20 protein-coding genes and 1 pseudogene are annotated in these 23,791 nt (G+C 70.6%); 17 read left to right on the forward strand and 4 right to left on the reverse strand.

Annotation, left to right across the window (positions count from 1 at the left end; translation table 11 throughout):
- The first annotated feature begins 2 nt into the window (after positions 1–2).
- The 10 genes and pseudogenes from T333_RS15240 to T333_RS15285 all read left to right on the forward strand — a co-directional run bounded on the left by T333_RS15240 (position 3) and on the right by T333_RS15285 (position 11,468).
- Positions 3–521 carry a GNAT family N-acetyltransferase gene (locus tag T333_RS15240; protein WP_496424848.1) on the forward strand — a complete coding sequence of 173 codons (519 nt, stop codon included), beginning with the start codon at positions 3–5 and terminating at the stop codon, positions 519–521.
- Positions 518–1,317: pseudogene (locus T333_RS15245) on the forward strand (LLM class flavin-dependent oxidoreductase). The gene T333_RS15240 and the pseudogene T333_RS15245 overlap by 4 nt, the downstream one beginning before the upstream one ends.
- Positions 1,311–2,933, forward strand: coding sequence for an ABC transporter substrate-binding protein (locus T333_RS15250; RefSeq protein WP_496425303.1), 1,623 nt, complete (start codon positions 1,311–1,313; stop codon positions 2,931–2,933). The pseudogene T333_RS15245 and the gene T333_RS15250 overlap by 7 nt, the downstream one beginning before the upstream one ends.
- A gap of 1 nt (position 2,934) precedes the next feature.
- Positions 2,935–3,936 carry an ABC transporter permease gene (locus T333_RS15255; protein ID WP_496424849.1) on the forward strand — a complete coding sequence of 334 codons (1,002 nt, stop codon included), beginning with the start codon at positions 2,935–2,937 and terminating at the stop codon, positions 3,934–3,936.
- Positions 3,937–3,964: 28 nt separating this feature from the next.
- The gene (locus T333_RS15260) at positions 3,965–4,801 is read left to right on the forward strand and encodes an ABC transporter permease (RefSeq protein ID WP_355004292.1); all 837 of its coding nucleotides are present in this window, start codon (positions 3,965–3,967) and stop codon (positions 4,799–4,801) included.
- Positions 4,802–5,250: 449 nt separating this feature from the next.
- Positions 5,251–6,867, forward strand: a complete 1,617-nt coding sequence (locus tag T333_RS15265; RefSeq protein ID WP_496425304.1) for a dipeptide ABC transporter ATP-binding protein — start codon at positions 5,251–5,253, stop codon at positions 6,865–6,867.
- The gene (locus T333_RS15270) at positions 6,867–8,144 is read left to right on the forward strand and encodes an LLM class flavin-dependent oxidoreductase (protein WP_496424850.1); all 1,278 of its coding nucleotides are present in this window, start codon (positions 6,867–6,869) and stop codon (positions 8,142–8,144) included. Before T333_RS15265 ends, T333_RS15270 begins: the two co-directional genes overlap by 1 nt.
- Positions 8,141–9,514 carry an NtaA/DmoA family FMN-dependent monooxygenase gene (locus T333_RS15275; protein ID WP_496424851.1) on the forward strand — a complete coding sequence of 458 codons (1,374 nt, stop codon included), beginning with the start codon at positions 8,141–8,143 and terminating at the stop codon, positions 9,512–9,514. The genes T333_RS15270 and T333_RS15275 overlap by 4 nt, the downstream gene beginning before the upstream one ends.
- Complete coding sequence (locus T333_RS15280; protein WP_357254787.1) at positions 9,511–10,320, forward strand: DUF1684 domain-containing protein; 810 nt, start codon at positions 9,511–9,513, stop codon at positions 10,318–10,320. Before T333_RS15275 ends, T333_RS15280 begins: the two co-directional genes overlap by 4 nt.
- Complete coding sequence (locus T333_RS15285) at positions 10,317–11,468, forward strand: LLM class flavin-dependent oxidoreductase (protein WP_496424852.1); 1,152 nt, start codon at positions 10,317–10,319, stop codon at positions 11,466–11,468. Before T333_RS15280 ends, T333_RS15285 begins: the two co-directional genes overlap by 4 nt.
- A gap of 35 nt (positions 11,469–11,503) precedes the next feature.
- Here the strand turns inward: T333_RS15285 and T333_RS15290 are convergent, their stop codons facing one another.
- Positions 11,504–12,505: a methylenetetrahydrofolate reductase gene (locus T333_RS15290; RefSeq protein ID WP_496424853.1), complete on the reverse strand. Its 1,002-nt coding sequence runs from the start codon at positions 12,503–12,505 to the stop codon at positions 11,504–11,506.
- 228 nt (positions 12,506–12,733) lie between these two features.
- Here T333_RS15290 and T333_RS15295 point away from each other — a divergent pair, with 228 nt between their 5' ends.
- The 5 genes from T333_RS15295 (at position 12,734) to T333_RS15315 (ending at position 18,848) form a co-directional block, all read left to right on the forward strand.
- On the forward strand, positions 12,734–13,891 hold the full coding sequence (locus tag T333_RS15295; protein ID WP_496425305.1) for a polyprenyl synthetase family protein: 1,158 nt from the start codon (positions 12,734–12,736) through the stop codon (positions 13,889–13,891).
- Positions 13,888–14,094 (forward strand): hypothetical protein, encoded by a 207-nt coding sequence (locus T333_RS15300; RefSeq protein WP_355004233.1) that lies wholly within the window; start codon positions 13,888–13,890, stop codon positions 14,092–14,094. Before T333_RS15295 ends, T333_RS15300 begins: the two co-directional genes overlap by 4 nt.
- Positions 14,095–14,322: 228 nt before the next feature.
- Complete coding sequence (gene crtI, locus T333_RS15305) at positions 14,323–15,906, forward strand: phytoene desaturase family protein (RefSeq protein WP_496424854.1); 1,584 nt, start codon at positions 14,323–14,325, stop codon at positions 15,904–15,906.
- An 84-nt stretch (positions 15,907–15,990) separates the two neighbouring features.
- Complete coding sequence (locus T333_RS15310) at positions 15,991–17,751, forward strand: alpha-(1->6)-mannopyranosyltransferase A (RefSeq protein ID WP_496424855.1); 1,761 nt, start codon at positions 15,991–15,993, stop codon at positions 17,749–17,751.
- Positions 17,748–18,848, forward strand: coding sequence for a phytoene/squalene synthase family protein (locus T333_RS15315; protein WP_496424856.1), 1,101 nt, complete (start codon positions 17,748–17,750; stop codon positions 18,846–18,848). The genes T333_RS15310 and T333_RS15315 overlap by 4 nt, the downstream gene beginning before the upstream one ends.
- A gap of 75 nt (positions 18,849–18,923) precedes the next feature.
- Here T333_RS15315 and T333_RS15320 read toward each other — a convergent pair whose 3' ends face one another.
- Entirely contained in the window at positions 18,924–19,292 is a 369-nt protein-coding gene (locus T333_RS15320; RefSeq protein WP_355004230.1) for an Rv2175c family DNA-binding protein, read from the reverse strand.
- Between the two features lie 167 nt (positions 19,293–19,459).
- Between T333_RS15320 and pknB the strand changes: the two genes are divergently transcribed.
- The gene (gene pknB, locus T333_RS15325; RefSeq protein ID WP_355004229.1) at positions 19,460–21,442 is read left to right on the forward strand and encodes a Stk1 family PASTA domain-containing Ser/Thr kinase; all 1,983 of its coding nucleotides are present in this window, start codon (positions 19,460–19,462) and stop codon (positions 21,440–21,442) included.
- Positions 21,443–21,490: 48 nt separating this feature from the next.
- On the opposite strand, the gene T333_RS15330 is transcribed toward pknB, so the two are convergent.
- Together T333_RS15330 and T333_RS15335 are read right to left on the reverse strand one after the other, a co-directional pair.
- Positions 21,491–22,186 (reverse strand): enoyl-CoA hydratase/isomerase family protein, encoded by a 696-nt coding sequence (locus tag T333_RS15330; RefSeq protein WP_496424857.1) that lies wholly within the window; start codon positions 22,184–22,186, stop codon positions 21,491–21,493.
- A 30-nt stretch (positions 22,187–22,216) separates the two neighbouring features.
- On the reverse strand, positions 22,217–23,050 hold the full coding sequence (locus tag T333_RS15335) for an SDR family oxidoreductase (RefSeq protein WP_357254777.1): 834 nt from the start codon (positions 23,048–23,050) through the stop codon (positions 22,217–22,219).
- A 169-nt stretch (positions 23,051–23,219) separates the two neighbouring features.
- On the opposite strand from T333_RS15335, the gene T333_RS15340 reads away from it, so the two are divergent.
- Entirely contained in the window at positions 23,220–23,696 is a 477-nt protein-coding gene (locus tag T333_RS15340) for a MarR family winged helix-turn-helix transcriptional regulator (protein ID WP_355004226.1), read from the forward strand.
- The last annotated feature ends 95 nt before the right edge of the window (positions 23,697–23,791 follow it).

Consider the following 23,791-nt stretch of genomic DNA (forward strand, 5'->3'; position numbering starts at 1 on the left):
CGATGACACGGGGAATTTCGACGATCCGCCGGGCGCACTGGGTCGCCCAGGACGACCCGCTGGCCGCGCCGCTGCTGGCCGAGCTGGCGCTCGAGTACAGCAGCCGCTACGGCCGCACTCCCGGCGAGGTGCACTCCGACCTGCGCGGATATCCGGCCGCGCACTTCGCCCCGCCCGGGGGCGGGCTGCTCATGGTCATCCAGGACGGAGAGCCGGTGGCGGGCGGCGCTTTTCAGCAGTTCGACGCGACAACCGCCGAGCTGAAACGGATCTGGACCGCACGCGAGCACCGCAGGCGCGGTCTCGGCCGATTCGTTCTGGAGCGATTGGAGACCGAGATCGCCGTCCGCGGGTACCGGCGCGTCTACCTGACGACCGGACCGCGCCAGCCCGAGGCGGTCGGGCTGTACCTGGCGGCCGGGTACACCGCGCTCTACGACCCCGCGCTGCCCGCGGAAGAGGTCGGCCCGCACCCCTTCGAGAAGTTCCTCGACCTCGGCGAATGGGAGGCGACGGCATGAAATTCCTGTTGTTCACGCTGGTGACGCGGGTGCCCGAGCCGCGAACCGGGGTGCTGCCCGACACCAGGCAACGGTTGCGTTCGGTAGTCGAACAGGCCAGGCTCGCCGAGGATCTCGGCTACGACGGTTTCGCCGTCGGTGAGCGGCACGAGGATCCGCCAGCGACAGCGTCACCTGGTCGGGGCGGTTCCGTCCGCCGCTGGAGCGGGCCAAGGCACTGCCGCGCCCGTTCCAGCCCCGGATCCGGATCTGGCACGGCAGCGCTACCAGCCGCGATTCGGTGGAACTCGCCGCGCGCCGCGGTGATCCGCTGTTCTCGGCCAACGTCACCAACCCGATCGAGCCCTACGCCGAGCTTGTGCGCCACTACCGGGAGCGGTGGGAGCACTACGGCCACGATCCGGCCGAGGCGCTGGTCGGGGCCGGTACAGCGGGCTTCCACGTGGCACGGACCTCGCAGCAGGCGCTGGCCGCCTACCGGCCGATCTTCGAAGCGCGGCTGGCGTTGAGCCGGAAGCTCGGTCTGCCCATCGTCTTCGAGACACTCGACGACTTCGTCGCGCGCAGTTCGGCGTTGATCGGCAGCCCGGAACAAATCGTGGACAAGGTCGGCCGCCAGCACGAGCGGTTCGGCCACGAGGTCATCCACCTGTCCGCCGAGCGCGACGGACGCGGCGTCGCCGAACACCGCGAAAGCCTCGAACTCTTCCAAACCGAAGTGGCGCCGGAACTGCGCCGCCGCATCCCCAGCAGGCCGTTGGCCTCGAGCACCGAACTCATTGGAGCGACATCGTGATCCGAACCCGCCATCGAATTCTCGCGCTGGTCGGCGCGCTCGCCGCGACGAGCGCCCTGGCCGCCTGCGGCAGCGATTCGAGCGCGCCGGGGGACGACGCGGGCCCGCCGCGCCCCGGCGGCACGCTGCGCTACGGCCTGTCCCAGGCGCCGACCTGCTCCGATCCGGCGCAGGCCGGAACCAACCAAACCCTCTACGTGACACGCCAGATCGTCGATTCGCTCACCGACCAGGATCCGCGGACCGGCGAGATCAGGCCGTGGCTCGCGCGCAGCTGGGAGATCAGTCCGGACGCCAAGGTGTTCACCTTCCACCTCGCCGACGGCGTCACCTTCAGTGACGGCACCCCGCTCACCGCGGAGTCGGTGCGCAACACCTTCGATTCGGTGCAGCGGCTCGGCGGGGTGAAGGCTCCGCTCGGCGCCAGCTATCTCACCAACTACGTGGGCACTACCGCCGTGGACCGGCTGACGGCGCGCGTGGAATTCAGCAAGCCCAATGCCCAGTTCCTGCAAGCCTCCTCGACCACGCAGCTGGGCATTCTCGCCGACGCGACGACAGCCGAGCCCGCCGAGCAGCGCTGCCTCGGTGACAACATCGGCACCGGGCCGTTCACCTACGCGGCCTGGCGACAGGATCAGTCGGCGAAGCTGGCCAAACGCGCCGGCTACCGCTGGGGCTCGGCGGTGTTCGCGCACCAGGGCGAGGCCTACCTGGACGGGATCGAGTTCACGGTGGTGCCCGAATCCGGCGTGCGCACCGGCAGTCTCGTCTCCGGTCAGCTCGACGCGATCAGCGACGCACTGCCGCAGGACCTGCCGCAGCTGGAAGCCGCGGGCGCGCGACTGCTCACCACGGTGAACCCCGGTGTGCCGTTCGGTTTCCAGGCCAACGTGACCCGCGGTCCGTTGCGCGACCCGGCGGTGCGCCAGGCACTGCTGCCCGCCATCGACCGAAAGCAGCTGGTGGACACCGTGCTCGGTCCCCAGTTCAATCCGGCTTCGGGTCCGCTGTCCAGCACCACACCCGGCTACCAGGACTTCTCGGCCCGGCTGGCCTACGACCCGGCCAAGGCCAAGGGCGTTCTCGACCAGGCGGGCTGGGCGCCGGGCGCCGACGGTATCCGCGCGAAGAACGGTGAGCGCCTGTCGTTCTCGGTGCTGTTCAGCCAGGTCTTCGCCGGAAACCAGGCCATTCTGGAGCTGACGCAGCAGCAGCTGCGACAGGTGGGCGTCGAGTTGAAGCTGGACCTGGTGTCCACGCCGGACTACACCGCGCGGCAGAACGCCAAAGACTTCGACATCACCTACTACAACACCACCCGCGCCGACGGTGACATCCTGCGCGCGGTGTTCGGTGTCGACGGCCGCAATCTCAATGCCCGCGAACGTATTCCGGCGTTGGACGACGCCCTCGAGGGGCAGCTCAGCGCGGCCGATTCCACCGCCCGCACCGCGTTCGTCCGCACCGCCCAGCAGCAGGTTCTCGACGCCGGGCTGTGGATCCCGACCATCGAACTCTCCCAGGCCATCGGCGCCGCCGCGAACACCAGGGACCTGAAGTTCGAGGCGTCGGCGCGGCTGCAGTTCTTCGACACCTGGCTGAGCGGGCACTGAGATGGTCCGTTATCTGGCGCTGCGCGTCCTGCAGGCGATGTGGGTGCTGTGGGCCGCGTTCAGCATCTCGTTCGTGGTGCTCTACCTGCTGCCCGCCGATCCGGTCTCCATCGCGGCCGACGGCGGCGGGGGCGCGACGGTGGACAAGGCCGCGATAGCCGAGATGCAGGCCCGCTACGGTCTGGATCGTCCACTGTGGGACCAGTACTCGACCGCGCTGGGGAACGCGATCCAGGGCGATCTCGGGCTGTCCATCTCGACCGGCCGTCCGGTCACCGAGGCGATCGGCGAAGCCGTGCCCTCGACACTCGGATTGGCCGCGCTCGCCTTGCTTTTCGCGACCGTGGGCGGTGTGACGCTGGCCTTCGCCGCCACCTACACGCGCAAGCCGTGGCTGCGCGACCTGCTCGCCGCGCTACCGCCGCTCGGTGTCGCGGTGCCGACGTTCTGGACGGGACTCATCCTGCTGCAACTGTTCTCGTTCCACTGGCGGCTGGCGCCCGCGTTCGGCGGGGAGGGGCTGCGCGGCACGGTGCTGCCCGCGCTGACGCTGGCCCTACCGATCGGCGCGGTGATCGCGCAGGTGCTCGCGGCCGGATTGGAGTCGACCTGGCGGCAGCCGTTCACGGAAGTCGCGCTGGCCAAGGGCGCGTCGCGCTGGTGGGTGCAGCGCAGGCACGTGGCCCGGCCCGCCAGCGTGCCCGCGTTCACCATCGCCGGTGTACTGGTCGGCAATCTGCTCGCCGGTTCGGTCGTGGTGGAGACGGTGTTCGCCCGCACGGGCGTCGGCAGACTGACCCAGATATCCGTGCTGGCCCAGGACATTCCGGTGGTGCAGGGCATCGTGCTGCTGACCTCGCTGGTATTCGTCGCGGTGAATCTGGCGGTGGATCTGCTGTATCCGCTGCTGGACCCGCGGATCGCGGCGCGTGGCGCACGGTCGGCGGACGACGGCGCGACGGACGCGGAGGACATCGCGGAGGAGGTGCTCGTCCGTGCCTGACGTGCTCGACTTGGACAAGACTCGCCGCATCGCACTGCCCGGACTCCGCCTGCCGAGCCCGGACGACCTCCGGCGCAACGCCGCGCTGATTCTGTCGGCGGCGGTGGCGCTGCTGGTGCTCGGGTGGGCGCTGGCGCCGTCGCTGTTCGCCAGTGGTGACCCGCTCATCGGGGTACCCGCCGAGAAGTTCCAGGCTCCCAGCGCGCAGCATTGGTTCGGCACCGACAACCTCGGGCGTGATCTGTACACGCGGATGGTGCACGGCGCGGGGCTGTCGCTCACCGCCACGCTGTCCGCCGTCGCGCTGGCCGTGGTGGTCGGCTCGCTGCTCGGTCTGCTGGCCGGTGCGACCGGCGGGGTGGTCGACGCGGTCGCCATGCGCGTGGTGGACGTACTGCTCTCCATTCCGTCGCTACTGCTTTCCCTGGCGCTGGTTACCGCGCTCGGCTTCGGAACGCGCAATGTGGCTATCGCCGTGGGTGTTTCGTTGATCGCCAACTTCGCGCGGGTGATGCGCTCGGAAGTGCTGCGGGTGCGGCGCGCGGTGTACGTCGAGGCGGCGCACGCCTCCGGGGTGCGCTGGTACACGGTGCTCGCCCGGCACATCCTGCCGAACTCCTACCAGCCCGTGCTGGCGCTCGCCGCGGTCGAGTTCGGCATGGCGGTGCTCTCGGTCTCGGCGCTCAGCTTCCTCGGCTACGGCGCCGAACCGCCCACGCCGGAGTGGGGCTCGCTCATCTCCGAGGGCCGCAACTACCTTGCCACCGCCTGGTGGCTCACCACACTGCCCGGACTGGTGATCATCGCCGTCGTGCTGGCCGCCCAGCGCCTCGGCCGCGCCGCAGGAAGGACCGATCAGCCGTGAGCGATCCGACCACCGCCCGCGCCGACCGGCAACCCGCCGAACACGGCGTCGCCGCGACACCCGATACCGGTGCACAGACCGCCGCTGATGCGCTGACCGACGTCCGACTGGACAGCCGAGCTCCGACCGAAGAGCGCGAATCGCCCTCGGCACAGCCCGTTTCGGACGAACAGGCAGCGCGCTCGGAAACTCGATCAGTCCCGCTAGGTGATGTCAAAAGCGAATGGCCGAATGTGGAGTCACCGCCCGGTGACCGCGAATCCGAGAGCCGGGCGGCCACGGACACGAGTCGCGCTACGCGATCAGCCCGCCCCGAGACGACCGGGCCACCGACGGGCGCCTCGACCCGATCGAGCACCGACAACGACACAGCGCGTCCCGATCGACGTCAGGACGAGGGCAGCCCAACTCTCGATCGACGTCAGGACGAGGGTCGCGCCGAAGACGCCCTGTTGCAGGTGGATCGGCTCCGGGTCGACTATCGCTCTTCGGGCGGGCCGGTCACGGCGCTGACGGCCGCCTCGCTGCGTATCGCCCGCGGCGAGGTGGTGGCGCTGGTCGGCGAGTCCGGTTCCGGGAAGTCGACACTGGCGCATTCGGTGATCGGATTGCTCGGAGCGACTGCCGAGATCACCTCGGGCACCATCACTTTCGACGGTGAACAGGTCGACACGAGCTCGGAACGGGCGCTGCGCAGGCTGCGCGGGGTGCGGATCGGGTTCGTACCGCAGGACCCCGGCCTCTCGCTGAATCCTGTTCGGCGCGTCGGCGATCAAGTGGCGGAGGCGCTGCTCGTGCACCGGCTCGTCGCCCGGCGGGGCGCGCGGGCCCGTGTGCTGGAGCTGCTGACCGAGGTCGGCCTGGATCGTCCGGAGTCACGGGCGGATCAATATCCGCACGAGCTGTCCGGCGGGCAACGCCAGCGGGTGCTGATCGCCATCGCCCTGGCCTGCGGACCGGAGCTGATCATCGCCGACGAGCCGACCAGCGCGCTGGACGCCACGGTGGCGCGCCGGGTGCTCGACCGGCTCGCCGAGCGCACCGCCGCGCGCGGCACGGCGGTGCTGCTCATCACCCACGATCTGGCGATGGCCGCGGAACGCGCCGATCGGCTGGTGGTGCTCGCGGGGGGCGAAGTGGTCGAGTCCGGGCCGACGGCGGAGATCCTCGCCGCGCCGCACCACCCCTACACCAAACGGCTGCTGAGCTCGTCGCCGAGCCTGGCACCCGGCCCGCCGCGACCGGAACGGCCGCGCGACGGGGAACCGCTGCTCGTGCTGCGCGAGGTGCGCAAGCGCTTCCACACCCGCTCCGGCGACGCCGTCACGGCGGTCGACGGCATCGGATTCGAGCTCGGCCGCGGCGAAACCCTGGCCCTGGTGGGCGAATCCGGCTCCGGAAAGTCGACAACCGCGCGGATCGCATTGCGGCTCACCGACGCCGACCATGGCAGCGTCGTCTTCGACGGCGAGAATCTGCTCGCGGCCCGCCGCGGCAGGCTACGGGCACTGCGGCGCCGGTTCCAGGTGGTGTACCAGAACCCGTACTCCTCACTGGATCCGCGCTGGCGCGTCGGCGCGATCATCGAGGAACCGCTGCGCGCGTATGGGATCGGCGATCGCGCCGCCCGCCGCGACCGGGTGCGGGAACTGCTCGGGCACGTCGCGCTTCCGGAGCGTTTCGCCGAGCGTCGCCCCGCCGAACTGTCCGGGGGACAGCGCCAGCGGGTGGCCATCGCCCGTGCGCTCGCACTGCACCCCGACCTGCTGGTGCTCGACGAACCGGTCTCCGCGCTGGACGCCTCGGTGCAGGCGCAGATCCTCGACCTCCTCGACCGCCTGCAGTCCGAGCTCGACCTGAGTTACCTGTTCATCTCGCACGACCTGGCCGTGGTGCGGCGGATCAGCGATCACGTGGCGGTGCTGCGCCGCGGCCGCATCGTCGAATACGGCCGCACCGCACGCCTCTTCGCTGATCCGCGCCACGACTACACCAGGGAACTGCTCGCCGCGATCCCCGCCGTCCGCACGGGGAGCGTGGATTTCGCAACGGAAAGGACTGCATGATGCCGGATTCGGATTTCTTCCTCGCGGTGGAACTCGCCGGGACCGGCGCGCATCCCGCGTCGTGGCGACGCCGGGATTCGCGCGCCGAGGACCTGTTCACCGCCGCGTACTGGGTCGACGCGATCACCGCCGTCGAAAAGGCCGGGGCGGACGCGGTTTTCCTGCCCGACTCTTTCGGGTTGCAGCCAGGCGGCGCCGCGACCGCACAGGGCAGACTCGACGCGGTCGCCATCGCGGCACGGGTCGCCGCCGCAACGCACCGCATCGGTCTGCTGCCGCAGGCCCCGGTCACCCACACCGAGCCGTTCCACCTGTCCAAGGCGATCGCCAGTCTCGATTTCGCCACCTTCGGCCGTGCGGGCTGGGAGGTCACCGTGTCCGAGGGCGCCGAGCAGACGAAGGCGTTCGGCCGCAAGGGCGCTCGCGACCCCGCGGCGCTGTGGCACGAGGCGGACGAAGCCGTCGAGGTGGTCACCCGGCTGTGGGATTCCTGGGAGGACGACGCGGAGATCCGCGACTTGCCGACCGGGCGCTTCATCGACAGAGACAAGCTGCACTACATCGATTACGCGGGCGACAACTTCTCGGTGAAGGGGCCGTCGATCACGCCGCGCTCGCCGCAGGGTCAGCCGATCATCGCGGTCCGCGCCGACGAAGGGCCGAGCATCCAGGTCGCGGTGCGCCGCGCCGACCTGATCCGCGTCGCCCCACTGGATCTCGACGCCGCGCACGCCAGGCGGGCCGTGCTGCGCAGCGCCTTGCTCGGCGCGGATCGCGACCCGGACGCGGTGCGGGTGCTGATCGACATCGATATCCACCTGGCCGATACCGCCGAGCGCGCGTACGAGGAACTGGCCGAGCTGGACCGCTGGTCGGCGTCGGCCACCGCGCCGCTGTCCGGCGCGCCCGCCTCGTCGCGAGGCGGCGCCGAGCCCATCGCGCCGCAAGGTGGTGCCAAGTACACAGCGCCGCAAGGCGGTGCCAAACACACAGCGCCGCAAGGCGGTGCCGAACACACAGCGCCGCACGTCGGCACAAGGGCGACCGGCTCGGTGCTTCGTCACATCGGCACCGGCGACTCGCTCACCGAACTACTCGCGGCCGTCGCCGATTCGGATGCCGCCGACGGCGTGGTGCTGCGTCCGCTCGCGGTCCAGGCCACCCTGCGCCACCTACCGACCGCCCCGCACGCACCGGCCACCACCCTGCGCGAGGGGCTCGATCTGCCGCGCCCGCCGAGCCGCTACGCCACGATTCAGGAAGGAACACCGTCGTGAGTTCCGCCAAGCCGCGCAAGATCGTCCATCTGGCCGCGCACTTCCCCGGGGTGAACAACACCACGGTCTGGAGCGATCCGGCGTCCAAGAGCCAGATCGACTTCGAGTCCTTCGTCCACTTGGCCCGCACCGCCGAGCGCGGCCTGTTCGACTTCTTCTTCCTCGCCGAAGGTCTGCGGCTGCGCGAACACCTCGGGCGCATCCACGATCTGGACGTGGTCGGCAGACCGGACACCTTCGCGGTGCTCAACGCGCTGGCCGGTGTCACCGAGAAGCTCGGACTGGCGGGCACCATCAACTCCACCTACAACGAACCGTTCGAGCTGGCCAAGCAGTTCGCGTCGCTGGATCACCTGTCCGGCGGACGCGCGGCGTGGAACGTCGTCACCTCCTCCGACGCGTTCACCGGCGAGAACTTCCGCCGCGGTGGATATCTGGAGCACGCCGACCGCTACCGCCGCGCGGCCGAGACCATCGAGGTGGCGCGCGCGCTGTGGGACAGCTGGCCCGCCGACGCGCTGGCCGTCGATCGCGACGCGGGCGTGTTCGCCAGGAACATTCCCGAAACCCGCCACCGCGGCGCGCAATTCGACATCGCCGCGCGCTTCGTGCTGCCGCCGAGCCCGCAGGGCCATCCGGTGCTGTTGCAGGCGGGCGATTCCGACGACGGCCGCGAATTCGGCGCCGCCACCGCCGACGCCATCTTCACCGGCCACGGCACCCTCGAGGCCGGACGCACCTTCTACGCCGACATGAAGGGCCGCCTGGCCAAATACGGCCGCGGACCCGACGAACTGAAGATCCTGCCCGCCGCCACCTTCGTGCTCGGCGACACCGCCACCGAGGCCGAGGACCGGGCCAGGCACATCCGCTACCAGCAGGTGGGTCCGCAAACCGCCATCGCGTTCCTCGAACAGGTCTGGGGCCGTGATCTTTCCGGCTATGACCCGGACGGACCGCTGCCCGACGTCGATCCCTCCGGCGACGTGAACATCACCAGGGGACGGGTGCGTCACGCGAAGGATCCGCGCGCGGTCGCCGAGGCGTGGCGCGCCAAGGCCGAGGCCGAGAAGCTCAGCATCCGCGAGCTGATCATCGAGGTCACCGCGCGCCAGCAGTTCGTCGGCACCCCCGCCGAGGTCGCCGAGCGCATCGATGAATACGTGCAGACCGACGCCGCCGACGGTTTCATCCTCGTCCCCCATCTCACCCCCGGCGGGCTCGACGAGTTCGTCGACCGCGTCGTCCCGGAGCTACAAGAGCGCGGCAGCTTCCGCACCGAGTACACCGGCGACACCCTGCGCGACCATCTCGGCCTGCGTCATCCACGTCACCGCACATCCGTCCACGAAGGAGCCAGAGCGTCATGACCGCAACCACCGCAACCACTTTCGACTCCGAGTGGGCCGCCTGGCACGACGCCAGGGAGGACCGGCTGCGCGACCGGCTCGGCTTCCTGAGCCTGACCGCGCTGCACTGGCTCACCGACCAACCCGAACGGCTGCCCGGCCTGCCCGGCACCTGGTGGGTCACCGACAACAAGGTGTTCATCACCGCCCAACCGGCCGACCGGCTCGTCTTCGACGGCACCGGCATCGCCGGCGTGCAGATCCTCACCCCCGCCGAAGGCGCGCCGGGACTCGAGGTGCGCCACGAACAGCGCGTGCTCGAGGTCATCCGGCGCACCGGGCGCTACGCGGTGCGGGTCCACGACCCCGCCGCCCCGTCGCTGGCCGCGTTCGCGGGCATTCCCACGTACCAGCCGGATCAGCGCTGGATCGTGCCCGGCCGCTTCGAGGCGTTCGCCGAGCCGCAGGACGTCGTCACCGCGGCCGTGGTCGACGGCCTCGAACATCACCACACCGCCACGGGCACCATCGAATTCACCCTCGGCGCGGTCACCGAGCGCGTAGTCGCGTTCCAGGCCGGCGCCGAACTGCGCATCCTGTTCACCGACGCCACCAGCGGCGTCACCACCTACCCCGCGGCCAGGTCACTGAGCATCGCCGCGCCCGACGCCGACGGCGCGGTGCTGCTCGACTTCAACCGGGCGGCCAATCTGCCCTGCGCCTTCACCGATTTCGCCACCTGCCCGGTGGCGCCCGTGCAGAACCGGCTGCGGGTGGCCATCGAGGCGGGCGAGCAGGATCCGCGGCTCGGAAAGGGGCAGGCGTGACGGTCCTTCTCTCCATCCTCGACCTGGCTCCGATCAGCGCCGGTTCGACCGCGCAGCAGGCGCTGCGCAACACCGTCGAACTGGCCCAGCGCGCCGAACAGTGGGGCTACCACCGGTATTGGCTCGCCGAACACCACTTCGTCGCGGTGGCCAGTTCCAGCTCGATCACCCTGATCGGGCTGGTCGCGGCCAACACCTCCCGGATTCGGGTGGGTTCGGCGGCGGTGCAGATCGGCCACCACACCTCGGCGTCGATCGTCGAGGCGTTCGGCACCATCGACGCCCTGTATCCCGGACGTCTGGACCTCGGGCTCGGGCGTTCGGGGCATCGGCGGGCTCAATTCGGTTCGGAGCCGGAACATCCCAAGGGCGGGCGCCCGGTGGTCGACACCGCCACCGGGCGCACCGAGATCCGGGACGGCGTGGTGATCCCGCCGCCGTTCGATCCGGGTCGCATCGTCGACCGGTCCCGCTACCTGGCATCGCTGCGCGCGTTGCAACAGCCGGGCGCACAGGCGCCGGACTTCGCCGACCAGCTCGACGAGGTGCGCGCCCTGCTCGCGGGCACCTACACCAGCGCGGACGGCATCCCGCTGCACGCGACGCCGGGTGAGAACGCACAGGTGCAGCTGTGGCTGTTCGGCAGCTCGGGCGGCGAGAGCGCGGAACTCGCCGGCCGTCTCGGTCTGCCGTTCGCCGCGGCCTACCACGTGGCGCCGGGGACCGCGCTGGACGCCGTCGCCGCCTACCGCGCGGCGTTCCATCCGTCCGAGTACCTGGCCGAACCGTACGTGGTCGTCTCGGCCGACGTGGTCGTCGCCGCCGACGACGCGAAGGCCGAACGACTGGCCGCGGGCTACGGGCACTGGGTATACGGCATTCGCGCCGGAACGGGCGCGACCGAGTTCCTCGCACCGGAGACCGCGGGTCCGCTCACCCCGGACCAGCTGCGGCTGGTGGACGACCGGCTGGCGACCCAGTTCGTCGGGTCGCCGGGCACGGTGGTGGAACGGCTCGCCGCGCTGCAACGGGTGACCGGCGCGAACGAACTGCTGGTGACCAGCGTCACGCATGATCACGCCGACCGGCTGGAATCCCATCGTCTGCTGGCCGAGGCGTGGAGGTCGCGGGCGGCGCGGGCGGCTTGATACGCGAATGCCCCGCCGGGTCGGCGGGGCATTCTTCAGGCGCTCATGGGCGCGGCGGTGACCCCGTAGCCGAGGTTCGTCAGCACCTCGCTCGTCGCCTTGGCGAAATTCAGCGTGATGAAGTGCAGGCACGGCGCGCCCTCGTCGATCAGCCGCTGCGCCATCTCGGTGGCGATCTCGATGCCGACCTCGCGGACCGCCGCCCGGTCCTCCTCCGGACCGTCGCCCGCCGCCTTGCGCAGCCGCTCCAGCACCAAGGCGGGCAGCTCGCGACCGCACAACTCCTCGGCCCTAGCCACGGTGCGCAGCGAGGTGATCGGCATCAGCTCCGGGATGATCGGCTTGGCGCCCTCGACCGGATCCATCGCGACGACCCGATCCCGCAGACGCAGGTAGTGGTCGACCTCGAAGAACATCTGGGTGATCGAATACTCCGCGCCCGCACGCAGTTTCGCGGCCAGGTAGGCGGTGTCGGAGTCCAGGTCCGGCGAGCGGTGGTGCCCCTGCGGGAACGAGGCGACGCCGACGTGGAAATCGCCGAGATCGCGCACGATGCGGACCAGTTCCTCGGCGTACTCCACGCCCTGCGGGTGCTTGTGCCACTCGCCGAGCGGGTCGCCGGGCGGGTCGCCGCGCAGCACGAGGATGTTGCGGATGCCGGAGTCGGCGTACGCGCCGACCAGTGAGCGCAGCTCGGCCACGCTGTGCCCGACGGCGGTCAGGTGCGCCACCGGCAGCAGGGTGGTCTCCTGCGCGAGCTCACCGGTCACCCGCACGGTGCGATCCTTGGTGGAACCGCCCGCGCCGTAGGTCATCGACACGAACGCCGGATGCATGCGCTCGAACTCGCGTACCGCGCGCCAGAGCCGAGCCTCGCCCGCGGCGTCGCGCGGCGGGTTGAACTCGACGGAGAACGGCACCATCCGGCCGGAATGCACCTGCAAGCTCTGCACGACCGAAGGTGTTCCCGAGACGATCGGTGGCGTCGGCGACGGTCGCCCTGGGGTCGAACGTCCCCGCACGGAATCGAAAGTCACCGGTTCAGTGTAGTGGGACGGCCGTACGGCCGTGTCGGCACGGGATTTCCCGGCGTGGAGGTTGGTCGACGACGGGATCGAAAGGCCGCGTATTCTCTGATACGGCACCACTATCGCTGCGGCCGGACCGGACGTGCGCCGCGATCGCGCCGAACCGGGCGGCGGTGACGCGCGCTCGCCCACACAACGAACCAGTCGCGCTCGACCGGCGCGACCACACCCGTGACCCTGGAGGTTCCTCTGTCCGCCGGACCCGGTACTCCGACAAGAACCCCGGCAACGCCCGTCGCCGACGCGCCACGGACGCCGAGTCCCGGCACGCCCGACTTCGTCGCCGCCGTGCAGGACCGGCTCACCGCGTTCTTCGCCACCCGGCGGCCGATCGTCGAGCCGCTCGGCCCGGTCTTCGTCGACGCCGCCGACGCGCTGGAGATGTTCGTGCTCCGCGGCGGCAAGCGCACCAGGCCCGCGTTCGCCTGGACCGGCTGGCTCGGCGCGGGCGGCGACCCGGACAGCGCGGAAGCTGGTGCGGTGCTCGCCGCCTGCTCGGCGCTCGAACTGGTGCAGGCGTGCGCGCTGATCCACGACGACATCATCGATTCCTCGCGGACCCGCCGCCGTTTCCCCACGGTGCACGTCGATTTCGAGCAGCGCCACCGCGAGCGCGGCTCGGCGGGCGACGCCGCGCACTTCGGCGTCAGCGTCGCGATCCTGATCGGCGATCTCGCCCTGGCCTGGGCCGACGACCTGGTGCACGCCTCCGGTCTCGACCCGGCGGCGCTCGCGCGGTTCGCGCCGGTCTGGGCGATGATGCGCACCGAGGTGCTCGGTGGGCAGCTGCTCGACATCAACGGCGAAGCGGTCGGCGACGAGTCGGTGGATGCCGCGTTGCGCATCAACCGCTACAAGACCGCCGCCTACACCGTGGAGCGCCCGCTGCACCTGGGCGCCGCCATCGCCGACGCCGACCCGGATCTGATCGCGGCCTACCGCACCTTCGGCACCGACATCGGGATCGCCTTCCAGCTGCGCGACGACCTGCTCGGCGTGTTCGGCGATCCGGAGGTCACCGGCAAACCCTCCGGCGACGACCTGCGCGAGGGCAAGCGCACCGTGCTGCTCGCCGAGGCGCTGCGCCGCGCCGACGCCACCGATCCGTCCGCCGCGCACCTGCTGCGCACCAGCATCGGCACCGATCTCGGCGCCGAGGACGTTACGCGCCTGCGCGCCGTGCTCACCGAGCTCGGCGCCGTCGACGACGTGGAACACCGCATCGCCGACCTCACCGACCGCGGCCTAGCCGCCATCGATTCCAGCTCGGCCACCCCCGCCGCCAAAGAGCAACTACGCGGCATGGCACTGGCCGCAACCAGGAGGACCGCATGAAAGCCGTTGTGGGACCAGCCGATCGCGTGATCGCCGTCGGCGCAGGACCGGCCCCGCGCAGCACCGCCAAGCGCCGCGGGAAGTCCACCGCCGCGCTGACCGAACGTCGACTGATTCTCGGCGCCGCCCTGCCGACCCGGCGCGGCGTCCGTGTCCCCCGCGCGTGCTCGGCGCCGCGGGACACCGAGTCGGCCGAGGACTGAATCTGCGTCTTTCAACGCCGGACGTCGCGAGGCGACCGGCGGCGCGCACCGCGTAGCGATCCACCTACCGACCGGCAGGCACGGGAATCACCGTGGTGCGCGAAACGCACGCCGCACCGGCCCGCCGCGGCGTGCGAACGGCCGCGTTCCACTGGAACGGACGCGGCGCGGGCCGAGGCAGAGTGTCGTGTGCAGTACCGCCGTGCCCGGCGGTCGAGGAGAAGTCAGATGAAAACCGTTGCGGGACCGACCGATCGGGTGGTCGTCGTGGGCGCGGGCCTGTCCGGGCTTGCCGCCGCGCTGTATCTCACCGGCGCGGGGCGGTCGGTCACGCTGCTGGAACGGGCCGATCATCCCGGCGGCCGGGTCGGCAGGTACCGGGGGCCCGATTACGAGATCGACAACGGCGCGACGGTGCTGACGCTTCCGGAACTGATCACCGACGCCTTGGCCGCGGTGGGCCGGACCCTCGAGTCGGGACCGACACCGCTGCGCATCCACCGGCTCGCGCCGAGCTATCACGCCCGCTTCGCCGACGATTCCACCATCCGGGTGTTCGCGGACCCGGACGCGATGGCCGAGGAGGTCGCCCGCACCTGCGGCCGCGACGAGGCGCGCCGCTACCGACAGCTGCGGGACTGGCTGGCCCGTGTCTACCGCGCCGAGTTCACCGAGTTCATGGACACCAACTTCGACTCGCCGCTGGACATGGTGCGCTCTCCGCGCAAACGCGCCGCGCTGCTCGAACTGGTGCGGCTCGGCGGGTTCGGCAGACTCGGACCGCGCGTCGGCCGGATACTCACCGACCGCCGACTGGCTCGGCTGTTCACCTTCCAGGCGCTCTACGCGGGCATGGCGCCCGCCGACGCGCTCGCGGTCTACGGCGCGATCCCGCACATGGACACCTCGCTCGGCGTCTACTTCCCCGAAGGCGGGATGCGCGCCATCGCCGCCACCATGGCCGAGGCGTTCACCGCCGCGGGCGGGACGCTGCACCTGAACACCGAGGTGGCCGGGATCGAGTACGAAGGCCGACGCGCCCGCCGGGTGCGCACCACCGACGGACGCACGGTCGACTGCGACGCGGTGGTCCTCACCGCGGATCTCGGCTCGATCGAACGCTTCGGCGTGCGCCGCCGACGGGGACTGCGGGCCGCGCCGTCCGCTGTGGTCGCGCACGGCACGATTCCGGCCGACGTCGCCGCGAGCTGGCCGGTGCAGGCGCACCACACCATCGATTTCGGCGCGGCGTGGGACACCACCTTCGACGAGATCGCCGTCGCGCCGCGCCGCGGCGGCAGGCTCACCGCGCGCGGACGGCTGATGCGCGACCCGTCGCTGCTGCTGACCCGCCCCGCGCTGACCGATCCCACGCTCTACATCGACCGGCCCGACGGCAGGCACGAGCCGTTCTCGCTGCTCGCGCCCTGCCCCAACCTGGCGAGCGCCCCGCTCGACTGGGACCGGTTGGCGGGCCCTTACCTACGCGAACTGCTCGAGGTACTGGAGACGCGCGGCTACCGCGGGATCGCCCAACACTTCACCGTCGATCACCTGGACACCCCGGCGACCTGGCTGGCGCAGGGGATGATCGCGGGCACGCCGTTCTCCGTCGCCCACCTTTTCCGGCAGACCGGTCCGTTCCGACCGCGGAATTTCCCGCGTTTCAGCGACAATGTGGTTATCGCCGGTTGCGGCACCACGCCGGGCGTCGGCGTGCCGACGGCGCTGCTCTCCGGGAAACTGGCGGCAAACCGCATTACCGGCGCCGCGGCCGATCTCCGGGATGAACCGCGCGTACCAGCGGGATAGTGTTCCGCGCGAACCATTAAACTGATCGCCGACCTATTCACTCGCGGTTGCGACCGCCGACCTTGCCGGGGGGACCGACACGACATGCATCCCCCCGAGACGAGCGCCGCAGCCGCCACGCCGACCGACACCGCGCGTCGCGCGTCGAGTCGCGGCACCTCGAGCGCCACCGGATCCAGCACAGCGCGATACTCCGGCGACGGCGCCGACCGGAACGACATCCGGGACCGGATGCAGACCTACGCCGATTTCGCGCGCAGTCCCGAGGGCCACGCCGCGCTGCTCGGCTTCTTCGGTGCGGTGATGATCACCTTCGGCGGTCTCGGCGCGGGCAGCGTACGCCAGCGCGATCCGCTGCTCGAGGCGATGAACCTGTCCTGGCTGCGGTTCGGGCACGGCTACGCGCTGTCGAGCATGCTCATCTGGGTCGGCGTGCTGCTGATGATCACCGCGTGGGTTCGGTTGGGCCGCACCACACTCGGGCTCGGCAACCGGGCGGGCGCGGCGGTGACGCTGAACGAACTGCGCGCGATCGTCGGCATCTGGATCTTCCCGCTGCTCTTCGCGGTGCCGATGTTCAGCCGCGACGCCTACTCCTACCTGGCCCAGGGCGCGCTGCTGCGCGACGGTTTCGATCCCTACCAGGTGGGTCCCGTCGCGAATCCCGGTGTGCTGCTGGACAATGTGAGCCCCGTCTGGACCACCACCACCGCGCCGTACGGCCCGGTGTTCCTGCTGCTCGGCCGCGCCATCACCGCCATCACCGGCGACAACGTCGTCGCGGGCACCATCGCGCTGCGCTTCGTGATGTTGCCCGGTCTCGCGCTGATGATGTGGGCGGTCCCGTATCTGACCAAACATCTCGGCGGCAAGCCGACGGTGGCGCTGTGGCTCGCGGTGCTCAACCCGCTGGTGCTCATCCACCTCATCGGCGGTGTGCACAACGAGATGCTGATGGTCGGCCTGATGTGCGCGGGCATCGCGCTGGTGCTGGAGCGCCACCACGTGGCGGGCATCGTCGTCGTCGCGATCGGCGTGGCGATCAAGGCCACCGCGGGCATCGCGCTGCCGTTCCTCGTCTGGATCTGGATGTTGCACGAGCGGGAACGCCGCGCCGCCGAACGCGCGGCCGCGGACCCGAACGCACCGGCCGATCCGAACTCCACCCCGGCCAACGGCGCCCCGGACGCCGCGAAGGCGGGACCGGACATGCCGCATCCGGCCATGACGTTCGCCAAGATCGCGGGCCTGGGACTGAGCGTGTTCGCGGCGGTGTTCGTCGCGGCGTCGGCCATCGCGGGCGTCGGCATCGGCTGGCTGACCGCGCTGTCGGGCTCGAAGAAGATCATCAACTGGCTGTCGCTGCCGACGATCATGGCGCACACCACCACCTGGATCACCCCGCTGCGCATGGAATCGGTGCTCACCGTGACCCGCGCGCTGTGCGCGCTCGCACTGGTCGCGGTGCTGGTGTGGACCTGGTGGCGGTTCCGGCACAGCGAGCGCGAGGCGGTGTTCGGCATCCTCATCGCGTTCGTCGGCATCGTCATCCTCTCCCCCGCCGCGCTGCCCTGGTACTACTCGTGGCCGCTGGCGCTGGCCGCCGCGTTCGCGCTGTCCACCACGACGCTCATGGTGCTCGTCGGCCTGTGTACCTGGCTGATGCTGGTTTTCCAGCCGGACGGATCGATCGGTCTGTACAACTTCTGGCACGTGGCCGCGGCGACGTTCGCCGCGGTCGTCGCCGCGCTCTCGCTGCGCACGGTGGATCCACTGCGGCTGCGTTCCACGCCGCAGGCGGAGACCCCGCGGAGTGAAGTCGCGGCCACCGCTTCGCGACCATGAGCACCGCGAGACCCGGGAAGGACTCAGACCTAGCCGGTGTCGGCCGCGGTCCGCTCGACACGACCGAAGCTCGGCCCGGCATCTCGTCCGATCTCGCGGGAACAGCTCGAGCCGAGGCGGAGATTCGCCTAGCGGACGCCTACCGCGCGTGCCGGGCGATCGCCGCCGAGCACGGCCGCACGTACTTCCTCGCGACCAGGCTGTTGTCGGCTCCGCGAAGACCCGCCGTGCACGCGCTCTACGCCTTCGCGCGGATGGTGGACGACATCGTCGACCACGCGGACGCGAGCCATGGACGGCGGCCGAATCCGGCGGAGACATTGCGCCAGAGCCCGGCGAAGACGCGGCAGTCGAGCCCCTCGGCCGAACTCGACCTGATCGAGAAACAACTGCGCGTCGCCCTCGATCACCGCACACCCACGGAACCGGTTCCGCCGCTACGCGCCCTGGTGCTGGCCGCGCTCGCCGACACCGTCGACCGCTACGCCATCGATCCCGCGCACTTCTGGACCTTCTTGGACTCCATGCGCATGGACGTCGCCGGCACGCCGCACTTCCGCACTCGCTACGCCACGCTGGCCGAGCTGCGCGAGTACATGCGCGGCTCGGCGGCCGCCATCGGCTTGCAGCTGCTTCCGGTGCTCGGCACCGTCGCGCCGCCCGCCGAGGCCGAACCCGCGGCCGCCGCGCTCGGTGAGGCGTTCCAGCTCACCAACTTCCTGCGCGATATCGGCGAGGATCTCGATCGCGGCCGCGTCTACCTGCCCGGCGACCACCTGGCCGCCTTCGGCGTGGACGACGACCTGCTCGCCCATTGCCGCCACACCGGCCGCACCGATCCGCGGGTACGCCGCGCGCTGGCGCATCTGATAGCGATCAACCGCGGCGTCTACCGCACCGCCGATCCAGGGATCGACCTGCTGAACCCGCGGGTCCGGCCTGCCATTCGCGCGGCGAGCGCGCTCTACGCGGGAATTCTCGACCGGATCGAGGAATCCGGGTACGCGGTGTTCCAGGGGCGAGCGGTGGTGCCGACCGGGCGGCGGCTGCTCGTCGCGGGTACCGAATTCGTGGCGGGCGCGTTCCACCGCCGTTGACGGTGACTTCCCGTGCGGTGTCGTTCACACGCCGCACAGCGCCACCGGCCCTGCGCGGCGTGCGAAACCTGGAGTTCAGAAGGGGTCGGCGGCGGCGCGGCGCAGCACCTCACGGGCGAGCGGGCCGTGCAGGGCGTCGATGGGCTTGCCGGGAAGGCTGGCGTCGTCGGTGAAGATCCACTCGAGGATCTCCTCGTCGGTGTACTTGGCGTCCTTCATGACGGTGATCAGCCCGGGTAGGGGCTTGACGACCGCGCCGGTGTCGTCGAAGAAGACCTCCGGAACACTCGCCACTCCATTGCGGCGCAGGGCGAGGAGCTGATGGTCACGCAGCATCTGGTGCACCCGCGTCACCACGATCCCGAGGCGGTCGGCCACCTCGGGCAGCGGCAGCACGGCCACGGAATCCGGAAGGACATCCTCGCTGCAGGGAAATGCACTCACCCGCACAACGGTAGACGGTGTGGCGGCGCGCGTCGTGTGACACCCGGGCGACAGACCGGTTCGGCCGCTCGGCACGGTTACGATCGTGGGGGCCGCACGGGGCGGCCTGTCGCTGTTCGCGTCACAAGCGAGGGGTGAGCACTTTTGTGAAAGCCGGAGGACATCACTTGATCGGGCAGATGCTGGAAGGGCGCTACCGGATTGACGCGCCGATTGCTCGGGGCGGGATGTCGATGGTCTTCCGCGGCGAGGACACCCGCTTGGACCGTCCGGTCGCGATCAAGGTGATGGACCCCAAGTTCGCCGCGGATCCGCAGTTCCTTTCCCGGTTCGAGTTCGAGGCCCGCGCCGTCGCCAAGCTCAAGCATCCGTCGCTGGTGGCGGTGTACGACCAAGGCGTGGACGGCGACCATCCGTTCCTGATCATGGAGCTCGTCGAGGGCGGCACCCTGCGCGAGCTGCTGCGCGAACGTGGACCGATGCCGCCGCACGCCGTGCGCGCCGTCGCCGAACCGGTGCTCGCCGCGATCGGCGTCGCGCACTCCGCCGGCCTGGTGCACCGCGACGTCAAGCCGGAGAACGTGCTCATCTCCGATTCCGGCGAGGTGAAGATCGCCGACTTCGGCCTGGTGCGCGCGGTGGCCGCCGCGACGACCACCTCGGCGAGCGTCATCCTCGGCACCGCCGCCTACCTCTCCCCCGAGCAGGTGACCAGCGGCACCGCCGACTCGCGCAGCGACGTGTACTCGTTCGGCGTACTGATCTTCGAGTTGCTCACCGGCCGGGTCCCGTTCACCGGCGACACCTCGATATCGGTGGCGTATCAGCGGATCGAGAACGACGTGCCGAGCCCGAGCCAGTTCATCTCGGGCGTTCCGCCGGAGTTCGACGAGCTGGTGGCCCGCGCGACCAACCGGGAGCCCGCGCACCGCTTCGCCGACGCCAACGAGATGGCCGCGCAGCTGCGCTCGATCGCCGCGGAGCTGAATCTGCCGCCCTACCGGGTGCCCGCGCCCCGAGAGTCGGCCGAGCATCTGAGCGCGAGCTTCCGCGCGTTGCCCGATCACGGCGGCCGACCCGCACCGTCGCGTCCCGCCCCCGCGCCGGACCCGCACACACCGCAGGCGACGCAGCACACCAAGGTGGTCACCGCGGCGCGACCGCGGGTTCCCGACTACGGACCGTCCGGGGAGTACGGGCCGCCTTCCGACTACGACCCGCAGACCAGCGGCCTGCGCCAACCGCCGTATCAGCCGTACGACGACGACCGGCGCAAGTCGCGCCGGACCACGCTGCTGTGGGTGGCGATCGTCGCGATCCTCACGCTGGTCGTCGGTATCGGCGGCTGGTGGTTCGGCGCGGGCCGCTACGAGCCGGTGCCGCCGATCGCGGGGCTGAGCAGCGAGCAGGCCACCGCGAAGCTCCAGGAGGCGGGCTTCGAAACCGAGATCAGGCAGAAGGCCTCGGACACCATCCCGGTGGGGGGCGTGGTCGGCAGCGACCCGTCGGCCGGATCCAAGCTCACCAAGGGCTCCACGGTGTCGGTGCTGGTCTCCAGCGGCAAGCCCCGGGTGCCCGACATCAATCCCGGTGACGACGTGCGCAAGGTGAACCAGCTCATCAAGGACGCCGGACTCCAGCCCGTCGACGCGGGCGAGGTCGGCAGTCAGGCGCCCAAGGGCTCGCTGGCCAAGGTCGAGCCCGCGCCGGGCACGGTGCTGCCGACGGGCGGACAGGTCAAGGTCTACCGCAGCAACGGCGCGCAGCCGGTGAAGGTGCCGGACGTACGCGGCAAGACCACCGAAGAAGCCGTTGCGGCGCTCAGCGCGGCGGGCATCAAGGTTCGTGAGACTCGCTCCGAATACGACAAGGCCATCGCGGCCGACGAGGTCATCGGCACCGACCCGGCTGCGGGCAGCACGGTGAACTCGGGCGAGGGCGTCGCGCTGATCGTCTCCAACGCGGTCAAACTGCCGCTGCTGGTCGGCGACAGCGTCGGCGAGGCCCGCCAGAAGCTGGAGGGCCTCGGCCTGCGCGTCCAGGTCCAGCAGCTGACCCCGTCGGACAACTCCGTGGTCATCGGCCAGAGCCCCGGCGCGTCGGCCAAGGTCCAGCCGGGGAGCACGGTCACCCTCACCGCACTGCCCTGAGCTGCGTCGGCGGACATCTATCGGCGGTGTCGGCCGCGCCGCTAGGCCCTAGAGGGTCAGCGTGACCTTGCCGAGCGCGGCGACGACATCGCGGTACATCCACCGCTTCATCGCCGCGAGCGCGGGACCCGCGGTGCCTGCCAGCGCGCCCGCCCTGGCCAGCGCGACCGACAGCACCCGATCGTGCTCCTCGACCGCGTCCACGATGCCCGCGGCCAGCGCGTCGGGCCCGCCGTAGCGGCGGCCGGTCAGCATCGCCTCGTGCGCGGCGGGCCCCAGCCGAGCGGTCAGCAGGTCGGCCATGCCGCCGGGGATGACGAGGCCGTCGTCGGATGCGGCCAGTGGCAAGGTGATCTCGGGCAGGCAGAAGAAGCCGCGATCACCGCGCATGACCCGCCCGTCGTGGGCCATGGCGAGGATCGCGCCCGCACCGAACGCGTGCCCCTGGACCGCCGCGACGGTCGGCGCGGGAAAGGTCAGCAGGCGCTCGAACACCCGCTGTCCGGCCATCAGGTAGTCGGCGACGTCCGGCCGCAGGAACCGCTCGGGCTCGAAACCGTTCGAGAAGAACTTGCCCGATCCGGTGGTGACCAGCGCCTTCGGCCCGTCGGCTGCCTGCACTTCGTCGAGGCAGGCGTGGACGGCGTCCATCCATTCGGGGGTGAAGCGGTTCTCGGTGTCGAGCTGATCCGGTTCGCCGAGATCGAGCACGAAGACGGCGTCTTCGCGGCGTAGGTGAGGCATGAATACTCCAAGGGTGCGATGTGTTTCGGTTCAGGCGGGCGGATCGACGAAGATGTCGTAGCCGAGCTCGCCGCTCGGGCCGTAGCCGGACAGATCCGTGATGCCGTGGGCGGCGAGGACTTCCACGTCCAGGTAGGTGTTGCCGGTGGTCGTCGCGGCCGGGCTCTCCAGGATCAGCGCCGCGGCGTCGGCGACGATCTCCGGGGTGCGCGCAGTGGCGGCGACCTCCTCGCCGCCGAGCAGGTTGCGCACCGCGGCGGTGGCGATGAGCGTCTCCGGCCACAGGCAGTTCGCGGCGATGCCCGACTCGCGGTGTTCGGCCGCCACACCGAGCGTCAGCAGGGTCATGCCGTACTTGGCCAGCATGTAGGGCGGGTGCGCGCCGAGCCACTTCGGGTCCAGGTTCAGCGGCGGCGAGAGCGACAGCACGTGCGGGTTCGCCGACTTGCGCAGGTGCGGCAGCGCGGCGCGGGTGAGCAGGAAGGTGCCGCGCAGCTGGATCTGCTGCATCAGGTCGAACTTCTTCGCGGGCAACGTCTCGGTGCCCTGCAGATCGATGGCGCTGGCGTTGTTGACCACGATGTCGATGCCGCCGAAGCGGTCGACGGCCTGGTCGACGGCGGCCTGCACCGAGTCTTCGTCGCGCACGTCGCCGACCACGGCGAGCGCCGATCCGCCCGCGGCCTCGATCTCCGCGGCCGCGGTGTGCACGGTGCCGTCCAGCTTCGGGTGCGGGACATCGGTTTTGGCGAGCAGCACGATATCGGCGCCGCGCCGGGCGGCCGCGAGTGCGATGGCCAGGCCGATGCCCCGGCTGCCGCCGGACATCACCAGGGTGCGGCCGGACAGAGTCTGTGGAGTCACGAGGTGCCTTTCGGTGTCGGCGGCGGCTGCGCATTCGTGCGCCCGGCGCCACGGCGTTGAGCAACGCATATAATTGGCTCAACAAATCGTTTGCGCTACTACCCTTTTATAGACGCAACGGTTTGTCAAGGGCACCGGCCGCTGGGCATGATGTGACGGGAGGTGAACGATGTCCGAAGACTCGGCGCTGGTTCCTGGGACCATCGCGGCGCACACGGTGTGCCTGCTACAGAAGATGGGACAGGTCGCCTTCCGGCTGGCCGAGGAACGTCTGCTCGGCCTCGGCCTGCGGGTACGGCACTACAGCGTGCTCCAGGCGCTGGCCGACCGCGGCGGCATGGCGCAGGCCGAACTCGGCGGCTACCTGCGCATCGACGCGGCCACCATGGTCTCCACCCTCGACGACCTGGAACGCCATGGCTACGCCGAGCGGCAACGCGATCCTGGCGACCGCAGGCGCTACCTGGTCATCCTCACCGACAAGGGCGGCGAAACGCTCGCGGGCATCCAGACCGCCCTGCGCGAGGTGCACGAGGAGATGTTCGCCGACCTGCCCGAGGAACGGCGCGACCTGCTCTATGCGGTCCTCGGCGAGTTGAACGATTCGGAGCAGTTGCGCGCGCGCTTCGACGCGACGCGGGGCTGAGAGCTACCGCGCTCGCGGCGATTTGGTTCGAAAGCGTCGAAACAGCTGACTGCGCAAAGAGATCCGCACTGCCAGGACGACAGTGCGGATCTCGA

The organism is Nocardia sp. CNS-044 (genome assembly GCF_059570515.1).